Annotated in this window: 16 protein-coding genes; 5 read left to right on the forward strand and 11 right to left on the reverse strand. The window is 63.5% G+C overall.

Annotated elements, in window-relative coordinates; genetic code table 11:
- Window positions 1-4: 4 nt before the first annotated feature.
- The 3 genes from ACX80Q_RS10580 to ACX80Q_RS10590 form a co-directional block, all read right to left on the reverse strand.
- Window positions 5-979 (reverse strand): alpha-ketoacid dehydrogenase subunit beta, encoded by a 975-nt coding sequence (locus ACX80Q_RS10580; protein WP_459330490.1) that lies wholly within the window; start codon window positions 977-979, stop codon window positions 5-7.
- The gene (gene pdhA, locus ACX80Q_RS10585; protein WP_459330491.1) at window positions 976-2160 is read right to left on the reverse strand and encodes a pyruvate dehydrogenase (acetyl-transferring) E1 component subunit alpha; all 1185 of its coding nucleotides are present in this window, start codon (window positions 2158-2160) and stop codon (window positions 976-978) included. Before pdhA ends, ACX80Q_RS10580 begins: the two co-directional genes overlap by 4 nt.
- 165 nt (window positions 2161-2325) lie before the next feature.
- The gene (locus tag ACX80Q_RS10590) at window positions 2326-3447 is read right to left on the reverse strand and encodes a histidinol-phosphate transaminase (protein ID WP_459330492.1); all 1122 of its coding nucleotides are present in this window, start codon (window positions 3445-3447) and stop codon (window positions 2326-2328) included.
- A 66-nt stretch (window positions 3448-3513) separates the two neighbouring features.
- Between ACX80Q_RS10590 and ACX80Q_RS10595 the strand changes: the two genes are divergently transcribed.
- On the forward strand, window positions 3514-3918 hold the full coding sequence (locus ACX80Q_RS10595) for a phage holin family protein (RefSeq protein ID WP_459330493.1): 405 nt from the start codon (window positions 3514-3516) through the stop codon (window positions 3916-3918).
- 10 nt (window positions 3919-3928) lie between these two features.
- On the opposite strand, the gene ACX80Q_RS10600 is transcribed toward ACX80Q_RS10595, so the two are convergent.
- Window positions 3929-5503 carry a hypothetical protein gene (locus ACX80Q_RS10600; protein ID WP_459330494.1) on the reverse strand — a complete coding sequence of 525 codons (1575 nt, stop codon included), beginning with the start codon at window positions 5501-5503 and terminating at the stop codon, window positions 3929-3931.
- A 34-nt stretch (window positions 5504-5537) separates the two neighbouring features.
- A complete protein-coding gene (locus tag ACX80Q_RS10605) occupies window positions 5538-5963 on the reverse strand; it encodes a hypothetical protein (RefSeq protein ID WP_459330495.1) in 426 nt (141 codons plus the stop codon).
- 137 nt (window positions 5964-6100) lie between these two features.
- Here ACX80Q_RS10605 and purB point away from each other — a divergent pair, with 137 nt between their 5' ends.
- Complete coding sequence (gene purB, locus ACX80Q_RS10610) at window positions 6101-7543, forward strand: adenylosuccinate lyase (protein ID WP_459330496.1); 1443 nt, start codon at window positions 6101-6103, stop codon at window positions 7541-7543.
- Window positions 7544-7614: 71 nt separating this feature from the next.
- Here the strand turns inward: purB and ACX80Q_RS10615 are convergent, their stop codons facing one another.
- A complete protein-coding gene (locus tag ACX80Q_RS10615; RefSeq protein WP_459330497.1) occupies window positions 7615-8061 on the reverse strand; it encodes a hypothetical protein in 447 nt (148 codons plus the stop codon).
- 235 nt (window positions 8062-8296) lie between these two features.
- On the opposite strand from ACX80Q_RS10615, the gene ACX80Q_RS10620 reads away from it, so the two are divergent.
- Complete coding sequence (locus ACX80Q_RS10620) at window positions 8297-8731, forward strand: acyl-CoA thioesterase (protein ID WP_459330498.1); 435 nt, start codon at window positions 8297-8299, stop codon at window positions 8729-8731.
- Window positions 8732-8762: 31 nt separating this feature from the next.
- On the opposite strand, the gene ACX80Q_RS10625 is transcribed toward ACX80Q_RS10620, so the two are convergent.
- On the reverse strand, window positions 8763-9974 hold the full coding sequence (locus tag ACX80Q_RS10625; RefSeq protein ID WP_459330499.1) for an aminotransferase class I/II-fold pyridoxal phosphate-dependent enzyme: 1212 nt from the start codon (window positions 9972-9974) through the stop codon (window positions 8763-8765).
- 103 nt (window positions 9975-10077) lie between these two features.
- Here ACX80Q_RS10625 and ACX80Q_RS10630 point away from each other — a divergent pair, with 103 nt between their 5' ends.
- On the forward strand, window positions 10078-10764 hold the full coding sequence (locus tag ACX80Q_RS10630; RefSeq protein ID WP_459330500.1) for a peptidyl-tRNA hydrolase: 687 nt from the start codon (window positions 10078-10080) through the stop codon (window positions 10762-10764).
- A gap of 53 nt (window positions 10765-10817) precedes the next feature.
- Here the strand turns inward: ACX80Q_RS10630 and rlmN are convergent, their stop codons facing one another.
- The 4 genes from rlmN to ACX80Q_RS10650 all read right to left on the reverse strand — a co-directional run bounded on the left by rlmN (window position 10818) and on the right by ACX80Q_RS10650 (window position 14832).
- Window positions 10818-12077 (reverse strand): 23S rRNA (adenine(2503)-C(2))-methyltransferase RlmN, encoded by a 1260-nt coding sequence (rlmN, locus tag ACX80Q_RS10635; RefSeq protein WP_459330501.1) that lies wholly within the window; start codon window positions 12075-12077, stop codon window positions 10818-10820.
- A 156-nt stretch (window positions 12078-12233) separates the two neighbouring features.
- A complete protein-coding gene (locus ACX80Q_RS10640; RefSeq protein WP_459330502.1) occupies window positions 12234-12500 on the reverse strand; it encodes a cation transporter in 267 nt (88 codons plus the stop codon).
- A 144-nt stretch (window positions 12501-12644) separates the two neighbouring features.
- A complete protein-coding gene (locus ACX80Q_RS10645) occupies window positions 12645-13031 on the reverse strand; it encodes a DUF1304 domain-containing protein (RefSeq protein WP_459330503.1) in 387 nt (128 codons plus the stop codon).
- Between the two features lie 52 nt (window positions 13032-13083).
- Window positions 13084-14832 carry a pyruvate dehydrogenase gene (locus ACX80Q_RS10650; protein ID WP_459330504.1) on the reverse strand — a complete coding sequence of 583 codons (1749 nt, stop codon included), beginning with the start codon at window positions 14830-14832 and terminating at the stop codon, window positions 13084-13086.
- 147 nt (window positions 14833-14979) lie between these two features.
- On the opposite strand from ACX80Q_RS10650, the gene ACX80Q_RS10655 reads away from it, so the two are divergent.
- The gene (locus ACX80Q_RS10655; RefSeq protein ID WP_459330505.1) at window positions 14980-16461 is read left to right on the forward strand and encodes a mannitol dehydrogenase family protein; all 1482 of its coding nucleotides are present in this window, start codon (window positions 14980-14982) and stop codon (window positions 16459-16461) included.
- Window positions 16462-16553 lie beyond the last annotated feature (92 nt).

Genomic DNA, 16553 nt, shown 5'->3' on the forward strand with positions numbered 1-16553 from the left:
CTTCCTAGTATGCGAAGGCGCGGTCCAACGCCTCCATCATGCGGTCGATGTCTGGCAGGTAGTGCTCTTCAACGCGTGCCACGGGGTAGGGCATGTGGAAGCCGCCCACCCGAATGGCCGGGGATTCCATGGAGTAGAAGCAGCGTTCGCTGATGCGCGAGGCAATTTCGCCGCCGATGCCACCAAAAGTCGGCGCCTCATGGGCAACAACCAAACGCCCCGTCTTGTTGACCGATGCCTCCACCGTGTCAAAGTCGATGGGCGAAATGGAACGCAAGTCAATGACCTCAACGCTGTGCCCATCCTCGGCCGCGGCATTGGCTGCGGCAAGGGCCACGGGGACCAGCGGGCCGTAAACCACCAGCGTGGCGTCAGTTCCTTCACGAAGCACATGGGCCTTGAAGGGGTCACCCGGGGAATTCTCGGTGTCCACTTCGCCCTTGAGCCAGTAGCGGCGCTTGGGCTCAAACACAATCACCGGATCCTTGCACTCAACAGCCTGCTGGATCATCCAGTACGCGTCATTGGCGTTGGACGGGGTGATGATGCGCAGTCCTGGCGTGTGGGCAAACAGTGCTTCGGGTGATTCGGAATGGTGCTCAATGGAACCGATACCGCCGCCATAGGGAATTCTAATGACAACGGGTGCGCTCAGCTGGCCGTCGGAGCGGGTGTGGATTTTGGCCAGCTGAGTGGTGATCTGGTTGAAGGCCGGGAACACAAAGCCGTCAAACTGGATCTCGCAGATGGGCCTGTGCCCGCGCAGCGCCATGCCAATGGCTGTTCCCACAATGCCGGATTCGGCCAGCGGCGTGTCCATGACCCGGTGCGCGCCGAATTCCTTCTTCAGCCCCTCGGTGATGCGGTAAACACCACCGAGCGAGCCAATGTCCTCACCCATAAGGAAGCTCTTGGGGTCTCTGGCCAGTGTGGCTCGCAGGCCTTCATTGATGGCCTTGGCAATGGTCATTGTGCTCATGCTGGACCACCCTGTGTTCCTGAAATCTGCGCTCCGGCATCACTGAACGACGCCTCATAATTTTCAAACCATGCCAATTCCTCGGCCACCAAGGGGTGCGCCTGGGCGTAGACAGTGGCAAACTTTTGGCGAATGTCCGCCCCACCCAGGGCCAGCGTGGCCTTGCGGACATGGGCAGCCAACTCGTCGCCGTCGTTCTTCAAACCTTCAAAGAACGCGTCGTCGGCCAAACCTGCCGCACGCAGGTACGCTTCCAGGCGGGCCAGCGGGTCCTTGGTCTTCCACAGTTCCTCTTCGGCCAGCATGCGGTACTTGGTGGGGTCATCGGCCGTGGTGTGGGCGCCCACCCGGTAGGTTGACGCCTCGATCAGCACAGGCCCATGGCCGTTGCGGGCATGGTCCAAGGCCCACTGGGTGGCCGCGTAGACGGCCAGGACGTCGTTGCCGTCCACCCGGATCCCCGGAATCCCGTACCCGCCAGCGCGGTTGACCAGGGGAATCTTGGACTGAACCTCAAACGGAACCGAGATGGCCCAGTTGTTGTTCTGGCAGAAGAAGACCACCGGAGCGTTGTACGAGGCGGCGAAAACCATTGACTCATGGACGTCGCCCTCGCTGCTGGCCCCGTCACCAAAGTAGGCGACGACGGCGGCCGGCTCGGTGGAGGGGTCGGCGGCGAGGTCGCGCTGGATACCCATGGCGTAACCAACGGCATGGAGAGTCTGTGCGGCAAGGACCAGTGTGTACAGGTGGAAGTTGGTCTCGCGGGGATCCCAGCCACCGTTGGAGATGCCGCGGAACAGCTTGAGCAGATCAGCCAAATCCAGTCCGCGGGTCAGGGCAACGCCGTGTTCGCGGTAGGTAGGGAAGGCGTAATCGGCCTTATTCATGGCCCGGCCTGAACCGATTTGGGCAGCTTCCTGGCCCACCATGGGCACCCACAAGGCCAATTCGCCCTGACGCTGCAGGGCTGTGGCCTCGGTGTCGAAACGCCGTACCAGTGCCATGTCTGCATAGAAGCCGCGCAGCACTTCCGGGGTCAGCTCCTTGATGTAGGGGCTGAAGGTGCTGTCCTGGTGGAGTGTTCCGTGCTCGTCGAGGAGCTGGAGCGCCTCGTCCGGGCCCACTTCGTTGCTCCGCAACACTCCTGCGGAATCTCCTGCTTGCTGGGCGGCGCCCATGCTGTCTCCTCGTCTGCCGAATCTCAGGGGCATAAGGCTCCCTGTCTCGACTCGTTGGGGTTGATATATGCCCGTTCGGGAATGCATTCCGTCGTGTGTATATATATACGTTTTCGATTTACAACTGTATCCGTAGAGCCTGTCAAATGGTGCCTTTGTTAACCGCTAGGAACGCCGTGGCTCTTTTGTATAGGACGCACAGATTTCCAGGAAGCGGGTATTGGCCTCCGCCTCACCAATGCTGACCCGTATGCCCTCATCCCCAAATGCGCGCAGGGAGAGCGCATGGCTCTGGGCCAACGCTGCAAACTCTTGGGTATTAGTCCCCAAAGCCAGCCACACGAAGTTGCCCTGGGCATCGGGAATTTCCCAGCCCAAGGCTTCCAAACCGGCAACCACACGAGAACGCTCGTCCACCAGGCTTTGTACTCTTTCTACAACTTGGCTGTAGTGCTCCAAGGAGGCGATTGCGGCCTGTTCCCCAATGCCTGAAACAGCGAACGGCGTGGCCGCCGCCCTCAGGTATTGGGTGATCTCCGGCGTGGAGACGGAGTACCCAACACGCAGGCCGGCGAGTCCATGCGCCTTGGAGAACGTTCGCAGCACCACCACGTTGGGGTGGTTCCGGTAGATCGCAACTCCGTCCACGGCGTCGTCCGCGCGGACAAACTCTTGGTACGCCTCGTCAACCACAACCACCACGTTGCTGGGGATCTGGCGGATGAAATCTTCGGTCTCCTGCGAGCGCAGCACGGTTCCCGTGGGGTTGTTGGGTGTGCACAGCAGCACCACCTTGGTGCGGTCGGTGACGGCGGCCGCCATGGCAGGCAGGTCGTGGCTGCCATCAGCGAGTACGGGCACCTGTACACTCGTGGCACCGGCCAAGCCAACACAGATCGGGTAGGCCTCAAAAGATCGCCAGGCATACACCACCTCGTCGGATGTGCCGTCCTCATTCTGGCCAGCAAAGGCCGCCAGAATCTGGTTCAGCGCCCCGAGGCTGCCGCCGCCTGTGACGACGTCATCGGCGGGGACACCCAAAAAAGCGCCGAGGGCATTGCGGAGCAGCGTGCAGCTGGGATCGGGATAGCGGTGCACATCGGCGCTGTTGCGCAGAACGTCCAGCACGGCCGGGACCGGACCCAGCGGATTCTCGTTGGAGGACAGCTTGAAACTTTCAAGTCCAGCTACGCCTTCCGGCGGTTTGCCTGCGGCGTATTTGGGCAGGCGGCCTACGACGGGGCGGGGCTGGACACCGTGAGTGTGGGTGCTGTTTGTCTCGGTCATGCCTCAAGCCTAGTTGAGTGCCTGGCATCCCAACCGTATCGCCGGGGACTGTGGAACGATGGAAGCATGAGAAACTTCCTGATTCAAGTAGGTATCAATGCCGTTGCGCTGTGGATTGCCAGCTGGATTTTGCCCGGCATGGCCATTGCTTCCAGCTCAGCTGCGGGAACAGACAGCACTTTCAATACGGTCCTGGCGTACTTGTTTGTTGGCCTGGTGTTTGGTGTGGTCAATGCGCTGGTCAAACCCATAGTGAAACTGTTAGCGCTGCCGGTGACCATCCTGACCCTGGGGCTGTTCACCATTGTGATCAATGCGGCCATGTTGTGGCTGACGGCCTGGTTGAGCAGCTACCTGCCGGTTCACTTCACCATTGACGAATTCTTCTGGACAGCCATCCTGGCGGCCCTGATCATCAGCTTTGTTTCCATGCTCGCGGGAAACCTGACCCGGTCTGCCGAGAGGGCCTGAACCGGCCTTCTCAACGGGAACCTTGCGAGTAGTCGGCTCCCTTCTTCGGCTGTGTCGCGACCTTGCTGGGGCGGGCTCGCTGCGGGGCAGGGTTGTTGACGTCCCTGCCCTGATAGACGGACTTGACTCCTTGGACGGTTGCCCCGGCAACAATTCCCACTCCCAGGAAGACGCCCAAGCGTTCCCGCATGGCCACAATGGACGGGTCGCTGCTCGAATCCAGGGCAGCAGCGTCCTGCAGGTAGTTCGTGACGGTGTGCGCCTGCGCAATCACAGTTCCCGGGGACTGACCCTCGGCGAATCCGGGCCGGTGAGATGTCACTGTCACCCAGTTCGCCACGGCCGGAGGGGCACCGAAGTCTGCGGCCGTGACAATGTCGTCCTCGTTTTGCAGGTCAAGAACGGCGATGCCTGCCTGCACGGGCTGATTCCTGGCGGGGGCACCGGCCATGACCACCATGGTGACGTTGACGTCAGCAAGGAATGCCGGGCTCGCAGCTGCGGCCGCCGCATGGATGCCGCCGCCGCTGTGCCCCGTGATCAGGACCTCCTGTCCGGGGAGCGCGCCGGCATCATTCAGGGCCGCCCGAATCAGCTCCTGCACCACAATCTGCTCCTGCGCGAACTCCTGGTGCGCAGCCGCGGTGAGCGCCTCCATGTTGCCCTCCATGTCGAAGGGGTTGGAGCTGTCAACAGTTGACCAGTCTTCGGTGCCGGGCAGGTGGACCACCCATGCAGTGGATCCATCGGGACGGCCGATCTGCACTACGGATATGGAACCGGGCGGGTACCCGTAGGCGTCACCGCTGCCCGCCAGCACGCCGTGGATGCTTGCCTCCAAGTCAATGGGCTCCCCCACAGTGGGGGCAGCCGGGTTCTGGCCCGCTGGGGACACGCCAGGACGCAACTCGCTGACCGGAACTTGACGGACCTCCAGGCGTCCGGGGACAGCTAGGCCCGTGGCGTCGAGGAACTTTCGTAGCGCAAAGGCTGGCGCAACTCCGGCATGCCGGTCATTGTTGCGGCCCAGCTGCGACAACAAATACATCATCGCCATACCCGGGCCCAGCAAACCTGCCGTGTAGGACGATCCGTTGTTGAGGATGTTCTCCGAGGCATCGCGCATCCCGCGATTCCGGCCGTCCTGAACCTGACCGGCAGCATCGAGCCCAACCTTCCAGGGGGCCAACGGACCCAATCCCCACGCGGCCAGACCTTCCCGCAAGGCAGTCATCCTGACCAGTCGGGCGGCAAGGTCTGCGTTGTGGGACTCGGTGGAGGCGTAGTTTGCGGCCGCTTGCGTGGCCTGCGCAGCAACTTCGGCGGTTTCTGCCTGGGCCCCGCGAAAGGACCACAGCGCTGCACGCATGGCGTCCAACGCGGCATGCGGGTAGGGCGCCGTGCCGGCTGAAACCTGGCAGAGCCACAGCCACTCCCCTTCCAAACGGTCAGCCAGAGGCTGCATAAGTTGCGCCAGGCGGCCAAGACTCGTCCCTGCCGCGGAGATCTCCGCCAGCGTGTAGCCAATGGATCCGGCTCCCCCTTGAATGGAAAAGGTTGTTCCCGTTCCGTCATTCGTCGCCATGGCGCGCACCCTGCCCTCTTCCATGCCGCTGGGCCTATCTCCCCGGACCCAATGGCCATTCCATGCCCAGGCCCGGCGCCCCAAAGTCCGGCACCCCAAAGTCCGGCACCCCAGAACTGTGTACCCCCAGGCCCAGGCCATCGCCGGGCAGGGCCGGAAGGGACTGCAGGGACAGGGCATGGCTTCCCAGTGCCGCCACTGCATCAGAGATGTCCCGTGCCACAGCCGCCAAAGCAAGATTGCATTCGGTGAGGCGGTCGCGGAACGCTGCAGCGGCAGGAGAACGCCAATCCATGCCGTTGAACCGGCCAAGCTGCAACCGCAAGCCCTCCAACTCCTCGGCAATGCCCGCCAGCCGCTGCGCCACCACCACTACCGCCTCGGCAGCGGCAGCGGCAGCGGGCCCAGCCCGGGCGGCTCCGCCACCAAGGCCGGGCATGGTACTCACTTGATGGCTCATGGGCCCTCCTGAAAACATCTTTGCCTCCACGGTAGAAAGCATCACCGCACGGCGCTACGGCTCTACCTGAAATTGTGGATAGTTCCACGGTTGGGACGGGCTGTGGAGGAATTGGCTGTTCATGAAAGAATTGGGCCATGTCTGATTCCGCAAACGCCACAGCCCGCATCCCTTCCGGCCGGAAGTCCCTGGCCGCTTCCTCCGAGCGCATCGCCCTGGGACCCCTCGATGGCCGCTACTCCGGCGCCGTAGCACCGTTGGTGGACTACCTCTCCGAGGCTGCCCTGAACCGTGACCGCGTTGGGGTGGAAGTTGAGTGGTTCATCCACCTGACCAACAACAACGTTTTGCCCGGCACCGTGCCGTTGACAGCAGAGCAGCAGGCCGGATTGCGCGGCATCGTGACCGAGTTTGACGCCGCCTCCGTGCAGGAGCTGGCCGACATTGAAAAGGTCACCGTCCACGACGTCAAGGCCGTTGAGTACTTCATCGGCAACCGTCTGCCCGCCCTGGGCCTGGAGCGTTTGAAGCCGCTGGTTCACTTTGGTTGCACCAGCGAAGACATCAACAACCTTGCCTACGCGGTGGGCGTCAAGGGTGCTGTGGAAGACGTGTGGCTGCCAGCAGCCCGCACACTCGTGGCCAAGATCGCCGAAATGGCCGAAGAAAACCGCGCCGTTCCCATGCTTTCGCGCACGCACGGCCAGCCCGCCACCCCCACCACCTTGGGCAAGGAGCTGGCCGTCACGGCGCACCGCCTGACTCGCCAGCTGGACCGCATTGCCAAGACTGAATTCCTGGGCAAGATCAATGGCGCCACGGGAACCTACGCAGCACACTACGCCTCCGTCCCGGCCGCCGACTGGCAGGACGTTGCCAAGGGCTTCGTGGAGTCCCTGGGCCTGACCTGGAACCCGTTGACCACGCAGATCGAATCACACGACTGGCAGGCCGAGCTCTACGCGGACATGGCCCGCTTCAACCGCATCCTGCACAACCTGTGCACCGATGTTTGGAGCTACATCTCCATCGGCTACTTTGCGCAGATCCCGGTTCCGGGCGCCACCGGCTCCTCGACCATGCCGCACAAGGTCAACCCCATCCGCTTCGAAAACGCGGAAGCAAACCTGGAACTCTCCAACGCCTTGCTGGACACCCTTGGCGCAACCTTGGTCACCAGCCGCTGGCAGCGCGACCTCACGGACTCCTCCAGCCAGCGCAACATTGGCGTGGCGTTCGGTCACTCCCTGCTGGCTATCAATAACGTCTTGGGCGGCCTGGGCCGGCTCGACACCGCCGAGGCCGTTCTGGCGCAGGATCTGGACCACAACTGGGAAGTTCTCGCCGAGGCCATCCAGATGGTCATGCGCGCCGAGGCCATTGCCGGCGTCGAAGGCATGGAGGACCCCTACGAGCGCCTCAAGGACCTGACCCGCGGCCAGCGCGTGGACTCAGCCCGCATGCAGGAGTTCGTCTCCGGCTTGGGCTTGTCCGGTGAAGCCCAGGCGCGCCTGCTGGACCTCACCCCGGGCAAGTACATCGGCATTGCCGAGTCCCTGGTGGATCACCTGCAGAAGTAGCTTCCACTCGAACGTACAGGTGTTGCGGATGTTGAGAAAAAACAACCGCAACAACTGTACGTTCGATCTGTCTACTGGCTGTCCAACCAGGCCTGGAAATTTTCCCGGGCAACATCGGCCCGCCATCGCCACAGTTTGCACGGCTGGGTTGAGCCGTGCCGAACCTCCAGGCAGTCCGGCACGGAGTAGGGTATGCCGCAGTCCGGGCAGCAGTTCGCCGTCCAAATGGCCTGATTGACCATCACGCCGCCCTGGAGCAGCTGGCAGTCACTGAAAATGCCCAACCTCATGAGCCGGGTGGCCAGCGCGGTGGCGCGAGGCGCATTGAGCCGCTGGAACGTGGCAGTCATGGCAAAGCCGGACTGTTTCAAACGTGTCATGGTCCGCATGAGAAAGCAGATGATGCATTCGTTGTGGTGCGGAACCACGGTGGTTTCCGTCATTTCCCAAAATTGGCGCTCAATGTCTTGATCAGAGGCGTGGGATCCGTCCCCGTCTGCTGCACTGTGGTGATCCATGGTTTTTCCTTTCCGTGGATTCAATGTCCCAGACTGCGGAAGCCGCTTGAAGGGCCCCGCCCCGTTTTGTGGATAAGTGCACCGCCCGCCCCGCCTCTGGGGGAATGAACGCCGTCCACACCCGCGCCGGCCTTGCGGCTGCGCAGCCCGGATACGCCACTGTGGCGCAGAACATGGTGTGTCGTGGCCAACATTCCTTGCCTCGCCACCACGGGGGGAGAGTAAATTTACGGGTATGAGCCTTGGTGACATTACGTTCCACACCCGTAAATGGGTCCGCCCCGAAGACCTCAACGCCAACGGCACCCTCTTTGGAGGCAGCCTGTTGCGCTGGATCGACGAGGAAGCGGCCATCTACGCGATCGTCCAGCTTGGCAACGGCCGGGCCGTCACCAAGTACATGTCCGAGATCAACTTTGTCTCCTCGGCCCGTCAGGGCGACCTGGTGGAGATGGGTCTGACGGCAACCAACTTTGGCCGGACGTCACTGACCATGCGCGCCGAAGTGCGCAACATGTTCACCCGGGAATCGATCCTCACCATCGAAAAGATTGTGTTTGTAAACCTGGGCGAGGACGGCAAGCCTGCACCCCACGGCTACGACTCCATCACCTATGACCGGGACCGGGTACCCACCCAACATCTGGGGCATTTCGAACCCGAAGACTGAGCCAACCCCTCAACCCCGGCTCACACGGGTGTCACTGCCGCCCTGATCGCTGGAACTTCTCGATCCGTTCCACTGCCTCCCGGACGTCGCTGTACCCGGCGGCAAAGCTCAGGCGCACGGTGGATCGCCCACCAACACCGTCAAAATCTGCGCCCGGCACCAGCGCCACTCCCGCCTCTTCCAGCAGGGCCTCGCAGTACTCAACCGCATCGGCGAAGCCCAGTAGTGCGGGACCCAGATTGGCATAGAAATAGAAAGCGCCGTCCGCAGGGGCCGCATCAGTCCAGCCCAGCGCCACCACCTTGCCCAACACGTAGTCGCGGGTGCGGGAAAACTCCGCCACGGCAGCATCAGCCTCGGCGTAGGACTGCTCACTGAAAGCCTCCAGGGCTGCCATCTGGGCTGGCGCGGGTGGGCAGAGCGCCACATTGCCGGCCAGCGCATCAACGGCCTGAATCAAGTCATCCGGCACAATGGCCCAGCCAAGCCGCCAGCCTGTCATGCCCCAGTACTTGGAGAAGCTGGAAATCACCACACCCGTGCGGTCAAGCTCCCACGCGCACACGCCCTGCGGATCCGCAGCTTCCGGCAAGGGGTAAGTGATGCCGTGGTAGATCTCGTCGCTGACAAGCCGCACGGCGTTGTCCGCACACCAGCCGGCCAGCTCCGCAAGCTCGGCCCGGGACACCATGGTGCCCGTGGGATTGGCGGGCGAGGCCAACACAAGTCCCGCCAGCGGCCCATGGGCAGCCACGGCGGCGTCCAGCATGGAAGGGGTGGGCTGGAAGCGGGTGTCCGCCCCGGCGTCGAGCTCAATCACCTCAACGCCCAGGGCCTTGAGAATGTTTTTGTAGGCGGGGTAGCCCGGCCGGGCCAGCGCCACTTTGTCGCCGGGGTTGAAGGCAGCCAGGAAAACCAGCAGGAAGGCGCCGGAGGAGCCCGTGGTGACGGCAACGTTCCGGGCGGGAAGCTCCAGCCCGTACCAGCGTTTGTAGTGCCCCGCGATGGCCTGGCGCAGCGCGGCAATGCCCAGCGGCGGCGTATATGTCAGGGCCAGCGAGGAGGAATGGAGTGCCGCAGCACGCGCCGAGACGGCAAGGGGCGCACCACCGCTGGGTTCGCCGGCGCACAGGGAGATGACGGAGCGGCCCTGTGCGCGGAGTTCGGCCACCCGCTGCAGGATGTCCATGACGGCAAACGGCTGGACGTTGGCGCGGCTGGCAACAGTGAGGGGTTTGCGCATGAATGCTCCTGGGCAGATGATGCTTGCACGCCGGGCGGTGGGGACAACCGTGCATGGATTCCAGCTTGTCACATGCCCCCGCAGATACCCATACGCTTAAGGGGTGAGTGAAATCCCCGAAAACAGCCCCCAGGAACTGGTCCAACCCATCATTTTGCTGGTTGACCGCGAGGAACCCGCCAGTGAGCAGCACGGCATTGCCGCGGCGGCACTGGCCTCCGCGCTGGCATACTTGCGGGACCCGGAGAGCCCCGACTGGCAGACCTGGGCCGACGGGGCTTTCGCCAAATCCGTGCGGCGGGCCGACGCCAAGATGTTTGCCAAAGTCCTCGCAGCGTTCCCCGAACATGTGCTGGCAACCGTTGGCGAAGCCAGCGCCGCGGGCCTGCCGCCCATGCCCGCAGCGGAGCTTCCCAAGCTGCTGGCCAAATTGCAGGTCTCCGGCACCCAGCTGCCCAAGGGCACGCCCCTGCCGGAGCAAGCACTCACCATTGTCCTGAACGCATCCTTGGAGATGTCCACCGGCAAGGCCGCAGCCCAGGCCGCCCATGCGCTTTTCGCGTGGGTGCTGCAGAGCAAGCCGGCCAGCGTGGAGGCGTGGGCGGCCAGCGGCTTCCCCGTGGGCGTTGATAACGTGCCGGAAAAGGAGTTCCGCAAGGGTGCGCGAAAATCTGCCGGCCCCGTCATCCAGGACGCTGGCCGCACCGAGATTGAGCCCGGCTCCACCACTGCCTTTGTGAAAGTGGCGCAGGAAAAGCCCCGCCCGTGGCGGAAGAAAGCCACAGCATAACCCAAGGAACGACGCCGGAACTCAAGTTCCGGCGTCGTTCCTTTCGTTAAGCTCTACTCGGCTGCGGCGAGCTGGCCGCAGGCGCCGTCAATTTCCTTGCCGCGGGTGTCGCGCAGCGTGGTGGGCACGCCGTTGTCAATGAGCGTATTGATGAATTCCTGCATGACCTCCGGCTCGGAGGACGTCCAGATGGAGCCGGGCGTGGGGTTCAGCGGGATCGGGTTGACGTGGACCCAGCCGCGGCCGCGCTGGTTGAGCTTCTTCGCCAACAGCTCCGCACGCCAGGGGTGGTCGTTCATGTCCTTGATCAGCGCGTACTCGATGGAGACACGGCGGCCCGTGACCTTGTAGTAGTTGTACGCGGCGTCAAGCGCCTCATCAACCTTCCACTGGGAGTTGACCGGGATCAGCTCGTCGCGCAGCTCATCATCGGGGGCGTGCAGGGACAGCGCGAACGTGATGGCGATGCCTTCTTCAGCCAGCTTGTTGATGGCCGGGACCAGGCCCACGGTGGAGACGGTGATGCCGCGGGCGGACATGCCCAGGCCTTCGGGAGCCTCGGCAGCCATCCTGTGCACGGCCTTCATGACGCGCTTGTAGTTGGCCAGCGGCTCGCCCATGCCCATGAACACAATGTTGGTGACACGCTCGGCGTCGTGCCCGCCGTCGCGGCGCAGGTGGCCCAGTCCACCCTCGGCGATAACCCGGTTGGCCTGGACAATCTGGTCCAGGATCTCAGCCGTGGACATGTTGCGGGTCAGTCCAGCTTGTCCCGTGGCGCAGAACGGGCAGTTCATGCCGCAGCCGCACTGGCTGGACACGCACAGGGTCACGCGGCCCGTGTAGCGCATGAGCACGGACTCCACGAGGGAGCCGTCAAAAAGGCGCCACAGGAACTTGATGGTGTCGCCGTTATCCGTGGTGAGGCGCTTGACCTCGGTCAGGAGCTTGGGGAACATGGTGTCCACAATCTCGGCGCGACGGTCCTTGGGGAGGTCGCTCATGCGCTCGGGATCGGTGGTGTAATGCTGGAAGTAATGCACGGAGAGCTGCTTGGCGCGGAACGCCGGCAGGCCCATCTCCTTGAACTTCGCCTCACGCTCGGCCAGCGTCAGGTCCGCCAGGTGTACCGGCGGCTGGGACACGCGCGGGGACTTGAACTGCAGCAGCGGGCGTCCTCCCGGGTCCTTCGCCTGCTTCCAGCCCTCGGTGGCAGGCATGACCTGGGCCGCGCGGCGGGCAGGACGTGTCTTGGAGTCTGTTGCGGCAGGTGCGGCGACAGCAGGGCTGGGGGTGTTTTTGGGGGAAGTCATCCTTTCCATTGTCCCTCAGTTACCCAGATCTGTCCCGTCCTGGCCGTCAAGATCACATTTTTGCCTGTTCCCGCGCACGACGGCGGCACCCGCGCCTGGTTCCCGCCGGCAGTTTTTGCCTGTGGCCGGGAGTTGGGGCGCGGGTGCCGCCGCCCGCTATGGGGCGGAGACTGCGGCGGGGTAGCCGGCGGCGGTGACTGCCGCCGCAACGGTTTCGGCACTGATGCCGCCGGTGACACTCAGGATTGAGGTGCCGCCGGAGACCAGGGCCACGGAGGCCGACGCAACGCCGTCGAGCCTGCCAACAAGGGTTTCAACCTTGTTGACGCAGCTGCCGCACGTCAGCCCCTGGAGGTCAAGGCGCACGGGAGACAGCCCCAAGTCCGCGTCGGTTGGCTGGATTTCTGTGGTGGAGGCGCACATAACGTGGCATTCCTTTCAACGTAGGTATGGGTCACGTTGTGGGTTGAAGGGAACGTAATGGCCCTGGGCAACATGCCCGGCCGGGACAGACCACTGTCACTGACAACACCAACAGCATACCCCCTAGGGGTATATCCGGCAAAGTTAGAAGACATACCAGAGGATCGCCTCAACAACCGCGAACAACGGTATGAGCAATTGCACCAATGCCGCCTTGGCCTTCTTGGGTGAGGAAATGAGCAACACCAATCCCGCCAGCACCATGGATCCGCAGCCGGCCAGGACCAGCGCAACGCCCACGCTTTCATGCCCGGCCGCAACCAGGCCGATGCCCACAGCAGTCACCACGGCCAAGAACAGGTTGTAGAAGCCCTGGTTGAAGGCCAGGTCCTTGGTGGCCAGCGCCTCGGCCTCGCTGAGGCCGAACGTCCTGCGGGTGCCGGGGGCCGTCCAGCGCAGTGATTCAAGGACAAAGATGTAGACATGAATGAGCGCCGCGATGGCGGCCAGGACCAGGGAGTTGGTGAGCATGGAATTTCCTTTGGCGGGGACGGTTTGTTGACTGCACTGCCCGGTCGGGCGCTTAGCTGCGGGGAACGTTGCGGAGGTTGCTGCGCGCCATGCTGACAACTTCGCCGGCCCCCTTGTTGAGCACAATCTTGGACATGGCCGTGGCAAAGCCGATGACCTGTCCGCCCTTGATTTTTGGCGGAATCGACAGGGCATTGGGGTCGGTGAGCAGCTCCACCAGGGCAGGGCCGTCATGGGCAAAGGCGGCCCGGTACGCGTCGGCAATCCTGGCCGGGTCGCTGACCCGGACGGCATGGAACCCCAGCGCGGCGGCGACGCCGGCATAGTTGACGTCGGGAACATCCACGCCAAAGTCCTGCAGCCCGTCCACGAGCATTTCGAGTTTCACCATGCCAAGGGTCGAGTTGTTGAAAACCACCACCTTGATGGGCAGCTTGTGCGTGGCGGCTGTGATCAATTCACCCAACAGCATGGACAGTCCGCCGTCGCCGGAGACTGAAATGACCTGCCGGTCCGGGTAGGCAACCTGCGCCCCGAGGGCTTGCGGCAGGGCATTGGCCATGGAGCCGTGAAGGTAGGACCCGATGAGCCTGCGCGTGCCCAGCGGGTTGATGTAGCGTGCCGTCCAGACGTTGCACATGCCGGTGTCGGCCGTAAGGATGGCATCCGTGGCGGCAATTTCATCCAACAGCGACGCCGCGTATTCCGGGTGGATGGGGATCAGCTGGTCCGCCTTGCGCGTGTAGGCGCCCACGGACTTGTTCATGAGCCGGTCATGTTTTTTCAGGATCGCGTCCAGGAACTTGGTCTTCTCCTTGGCTTCAATCAGGGGCAGCAATGCCTGCAGGGTTGGCAGGACGTCGCCATGGACGGCGATGTCAACGTCCGTGCGGCGGCCAAGGTGTTGGGGCGCCCTGTCCACCTGGGCCGTTCGCGTGTCCGGCAGGAACTGGTCATAGGGGAAGTCGGTGCCCAGCAGGATGAGCAGGTCCGCGTCCTCGATTCCCTCCGCTGCGGCACCATAGCCCAGCAGGCCCGTCATGCCAATGTCGAAGGGGTTGTTGTACTGGATGAAGTCCTTGCCGCGCAGGCTGTGCCCGATGGGTGCCTTAATTTTTTCGGCCAGCACCACCACCTCGTCATGGGCGCCCTGCACGCCGGCGCCGGCAAAGATGGCCACCTTCTCGGCCGTGTTGATGGCGGCCGCCAATTCCTTGACACTGTCGGCGTCCGGGACCAGGGTGGCCGCCCGCAGGGGGCGCTGAACGGGCGACGGGGCCGAGGATGGCAGGCTGGCCACATCGCCGGGAAGCGTCACCACGGCAACGCCGCGCAACCCCACGGCGTGCTGAATGGCGTTGTAGAGCACCCGCGGCGCCTGGTCCGAGGAGCTGACCAGCTCCGAATACACCGAGCATTCGTCGAAGATCCTGTCGGGATGTGTTTCCTGAAAGAAATCGCTGCCGATTTGCTTGCTGGGTATGTGGGAGGCGATGGCCAGGACGGGGGCACCACTGCGGTTGGCGTCAAAAAGCCCGTTCATCAGGTGCAGATTGCCCGGCCCGCAGGACCCGGCGCAGACGGCCAGCTGCCCCGTCAGTTGCGCCTCGGCCCCTGCGGCGAAGGCGGCAGCCTCCTCATGCCTGACATGGATCCAATCAATGCCACCATTGCCGGACCCCCCTGTTTTCCGCACGGCGTCCACCAGCGGGTTCAGGCTGTCACCAACAATTCCGTAAATGCGCCGCACACCTGCGGCCTGAAGTTGCTCGATCAATTGGGTGGCAAGTTCCTTGGCCATGGCTGACTCTCCTGCGGTTGGTGTTCCTCAAGAATGCTTTGGGCCAATATAGTCCCGCCGCCTCAAGAACCACTTGCTCAAATGAGCCGTTGACTTGCGCTCATTTGATAGGGTGGGATGAAGATCACATGACAAAGGAGCGCCCCCATGCCGCAACTCAACGCTGCAAACCTTGCCCAGCTGCCCGCAACCGTTGCCGTGCCCGACTATGACCGCAGCGCAGTGACAACGGGAATCGTGCACTTTGGCGTGGGCGGCTTCCACCGCGCCCACCAAGCCATGTACGTGGACCGGCTGATGAATGCCGGCAAGGCACTTGACTGGGGCATTTGCGGCGTGGGCGTGTTGGCGCACGATGAAAAAATGGCCCGCGTCATGGCGGAGCAGGACTGCCTCTACACAATGCTTTTGAAGCACCCGGACGGGCGCCGCGAGGCCCGCGTCATCGGCTCCATGACCGAGTACCTGTTTGCCCCGGCAGATCCGGAAGCCGTCATCGAGAAGATGGCCTCCCCCGACACCCGCATCGTCTCACTCACTGTGACGGAGGGCGGTTACAACTTCCACCACGTCACGGGGGAATTTGACGCGGAAAACCCGGACGTAGTGCACGACCTTGCCCCCAACGCAGCCCCCCGCACAAGCTTCGGCCTCGTCACGGAGGCGCTTGCCCGGCGTCGTGCACGGGGAATTGCACCCTTTACGCTCATGTCCTGTGACAACATCCAGGGCAACGGCGACGTGGCCAGGACGATGTTCACCGCCTTCGCCGAGCTGCGCGACCCCGGGCTGGCCGCGTGGATGCGCGAAAACGTGTTGTTCCCGAACTCCATGGTGGATCGGATCACGCCCGTCACCACGGATGGGGACCGCAGCTTCCTTGCGGCGGAATTCGGCGTCACGGACCGGTGGCCGGTGGTGTGCGAACCCTTTGAACAGTGGGTTCTGGAGGACCATTTCACCGCTGGCCGCCCGCCGCTTGAGGACGCCGGCGTGCAGCTGGTGGCGGACGTTGAGCCGTACGAGCTCATGAAACTGCGCCTGCTCAACGCCAGCCACCAGGCCCTGTGCTACTTCGGCACGCTGGCCGGCTACAACTACGCGCACGAGGTCTGCCAGGATCCCTTGTTTGTGCAGTTCCTGCTGGACTACATGGACCTGGAGGGCACCCCCACGCTCGCCCCGCTGCCGGGCGTTGACCTGCCGCTCTACAAGCGCACGCTCATTGAACGCTTCGCCAACGAGCACGTCCGCGACACCCTTGCCCGGCTGTGCGCCGAAAGTTCGGACAGGATCCCCAAATGGCTTGTCCCCGTCGTTTGGATCAACCTGAAGAACGACGGCGGGATCGCCCGTTCCGCCGGCATCGTCGCGTCCTGGGCGCGGTACGCCGAGGGGACGGACGAATCCGGGCAGCCGATCCAGGTGGTGGACCAGCTCAAGGAACCTCTCATGGCCGCCGCCGCAATGCAGCACCAGGACAAGCTGGCGTTCCTGCGCAACCGCGACGTCTTTGGCGACCTCGTGGACAACGAGCGCTTCACCGAGGCCTACCTGCGCACCCTGGACACCCTGCACTCCCGTGGCGCGCGTGCTGCCGTGGAGGAATTGGTGGCGCTGGGCCGCTAACTGCTGGCCGAAGTGCACGGACTGCGCCGGCGGCGTGCCAAACAGGTGGGGACCCAGGAAATTTCATGGGTCCCCACCTGTTTGGCACGCCC

It is taken from the genome of Arthrobacter sp. HLT1-20, from assembly GCF_054510895.1.

Coding starts and splice junctions, on each gene's coding strand:
- ACX80Q_RS10595 (WP_459330493.1), top strand. CDS start 3,514: ATGAGAAACTTCCTGATTCAAGTAGGTATCAATGCCGTTGCGCTGTGG.
- ACX80Q_RS10615 (WP_459330497.1), bottom strand. CDS start 8,061: ATGGATCACCACAGTGCAGCAGACGGGGACGGATCCCACGCCTCTGAT.
- pdhA (WP_459330491.1), bottom strand. CDS start 2,160: ATGGGCGCCGCCCAGCAAGCAGGAGATTCCGCAGGAGTGTTGCGGAGC.
- ACX80Q_RS10580 (WP_459330490.1), bottom strand. CDS start 979: ATGAGCACAATGACCATTGCCAAGGCCATCAATGAAGGCCTGCGAGCC.
- ACX80Q_RS10650 (WP_459330504.1), bottom strand. CDS start 14,832: ATGGCCAAGGAACTTGCCACCCAATTGATCGAGCAACTTCAGGCCGCA.
- ACX80Q_RS10600 (WP_459330494.1), bottom strand. CDS start 5,503: ATGGCGACGAATGACGGAACGGGAACAACCTTTTCCATTCAAGGGGGA.
- ACX80Q_RS10620 (WP_459330498.1), top strand. CDS start 8,297: ATGAGCCTTGGTGACATTACGTTCCACACCCGTAAATGGGTCCGCCCC.
- ACX80Q_RS10625 (WP_459330499.1), bottom strand. CDS start 9,974: ATGCGCAAACCCCTCACTGTTGCCAGCCGCGCCAACGTCCAGCCGTTT.
- ACX80Q_RS10655 (WP_459330505.1), top strand. CDS start 14,980: ATGCCGCAACTCAACGCTGCAAACCTTGCCCAGCTGCCCGCAACCGTT.
- ACX80Q_RS10590 (WP_459330492.1), bottom strand. CDS start 3,447: ATGACCGAGACAAACAGCACCCACACTCACGGTGTCCAGCCCCGCCCC.
- ACX80Q_RS10640 (WP_459330502.1), bottom strand. CDS start 12,500: ATGTGCGCCTCCACCACAGAAATCCAGCCAACCGACGCGGACTTGGGG.
- ACX80Q_RS10645 (WP_459330503.1), bottom strand. CDS start 13,031: ATGCTCACCAACTCCCTGGTCCTGGCCGCCATCGCGGCGCTCATTCAT.
- purB (WP_459330496.1), top strand. CDS start 6,101: ATGTCTGATTCCGCAAACGCCACAGCCCGCATCCCTTCCGGCCGGAAG.
- ACX80Q_RS10605 (WP_459330495.1), bottom strand. CDS start 5,963: ATGAGCCATCAAGTGAGTACCATGCCCGGCCTTGGTGGCGGAGCCGCC.
- rlmN (WP_459330501.1), bottom strand. CDS start 12,077: ATGACTTCCCCCAAAAACACCCCCAGCCCTGCTGTCGCCGCACCTGCC.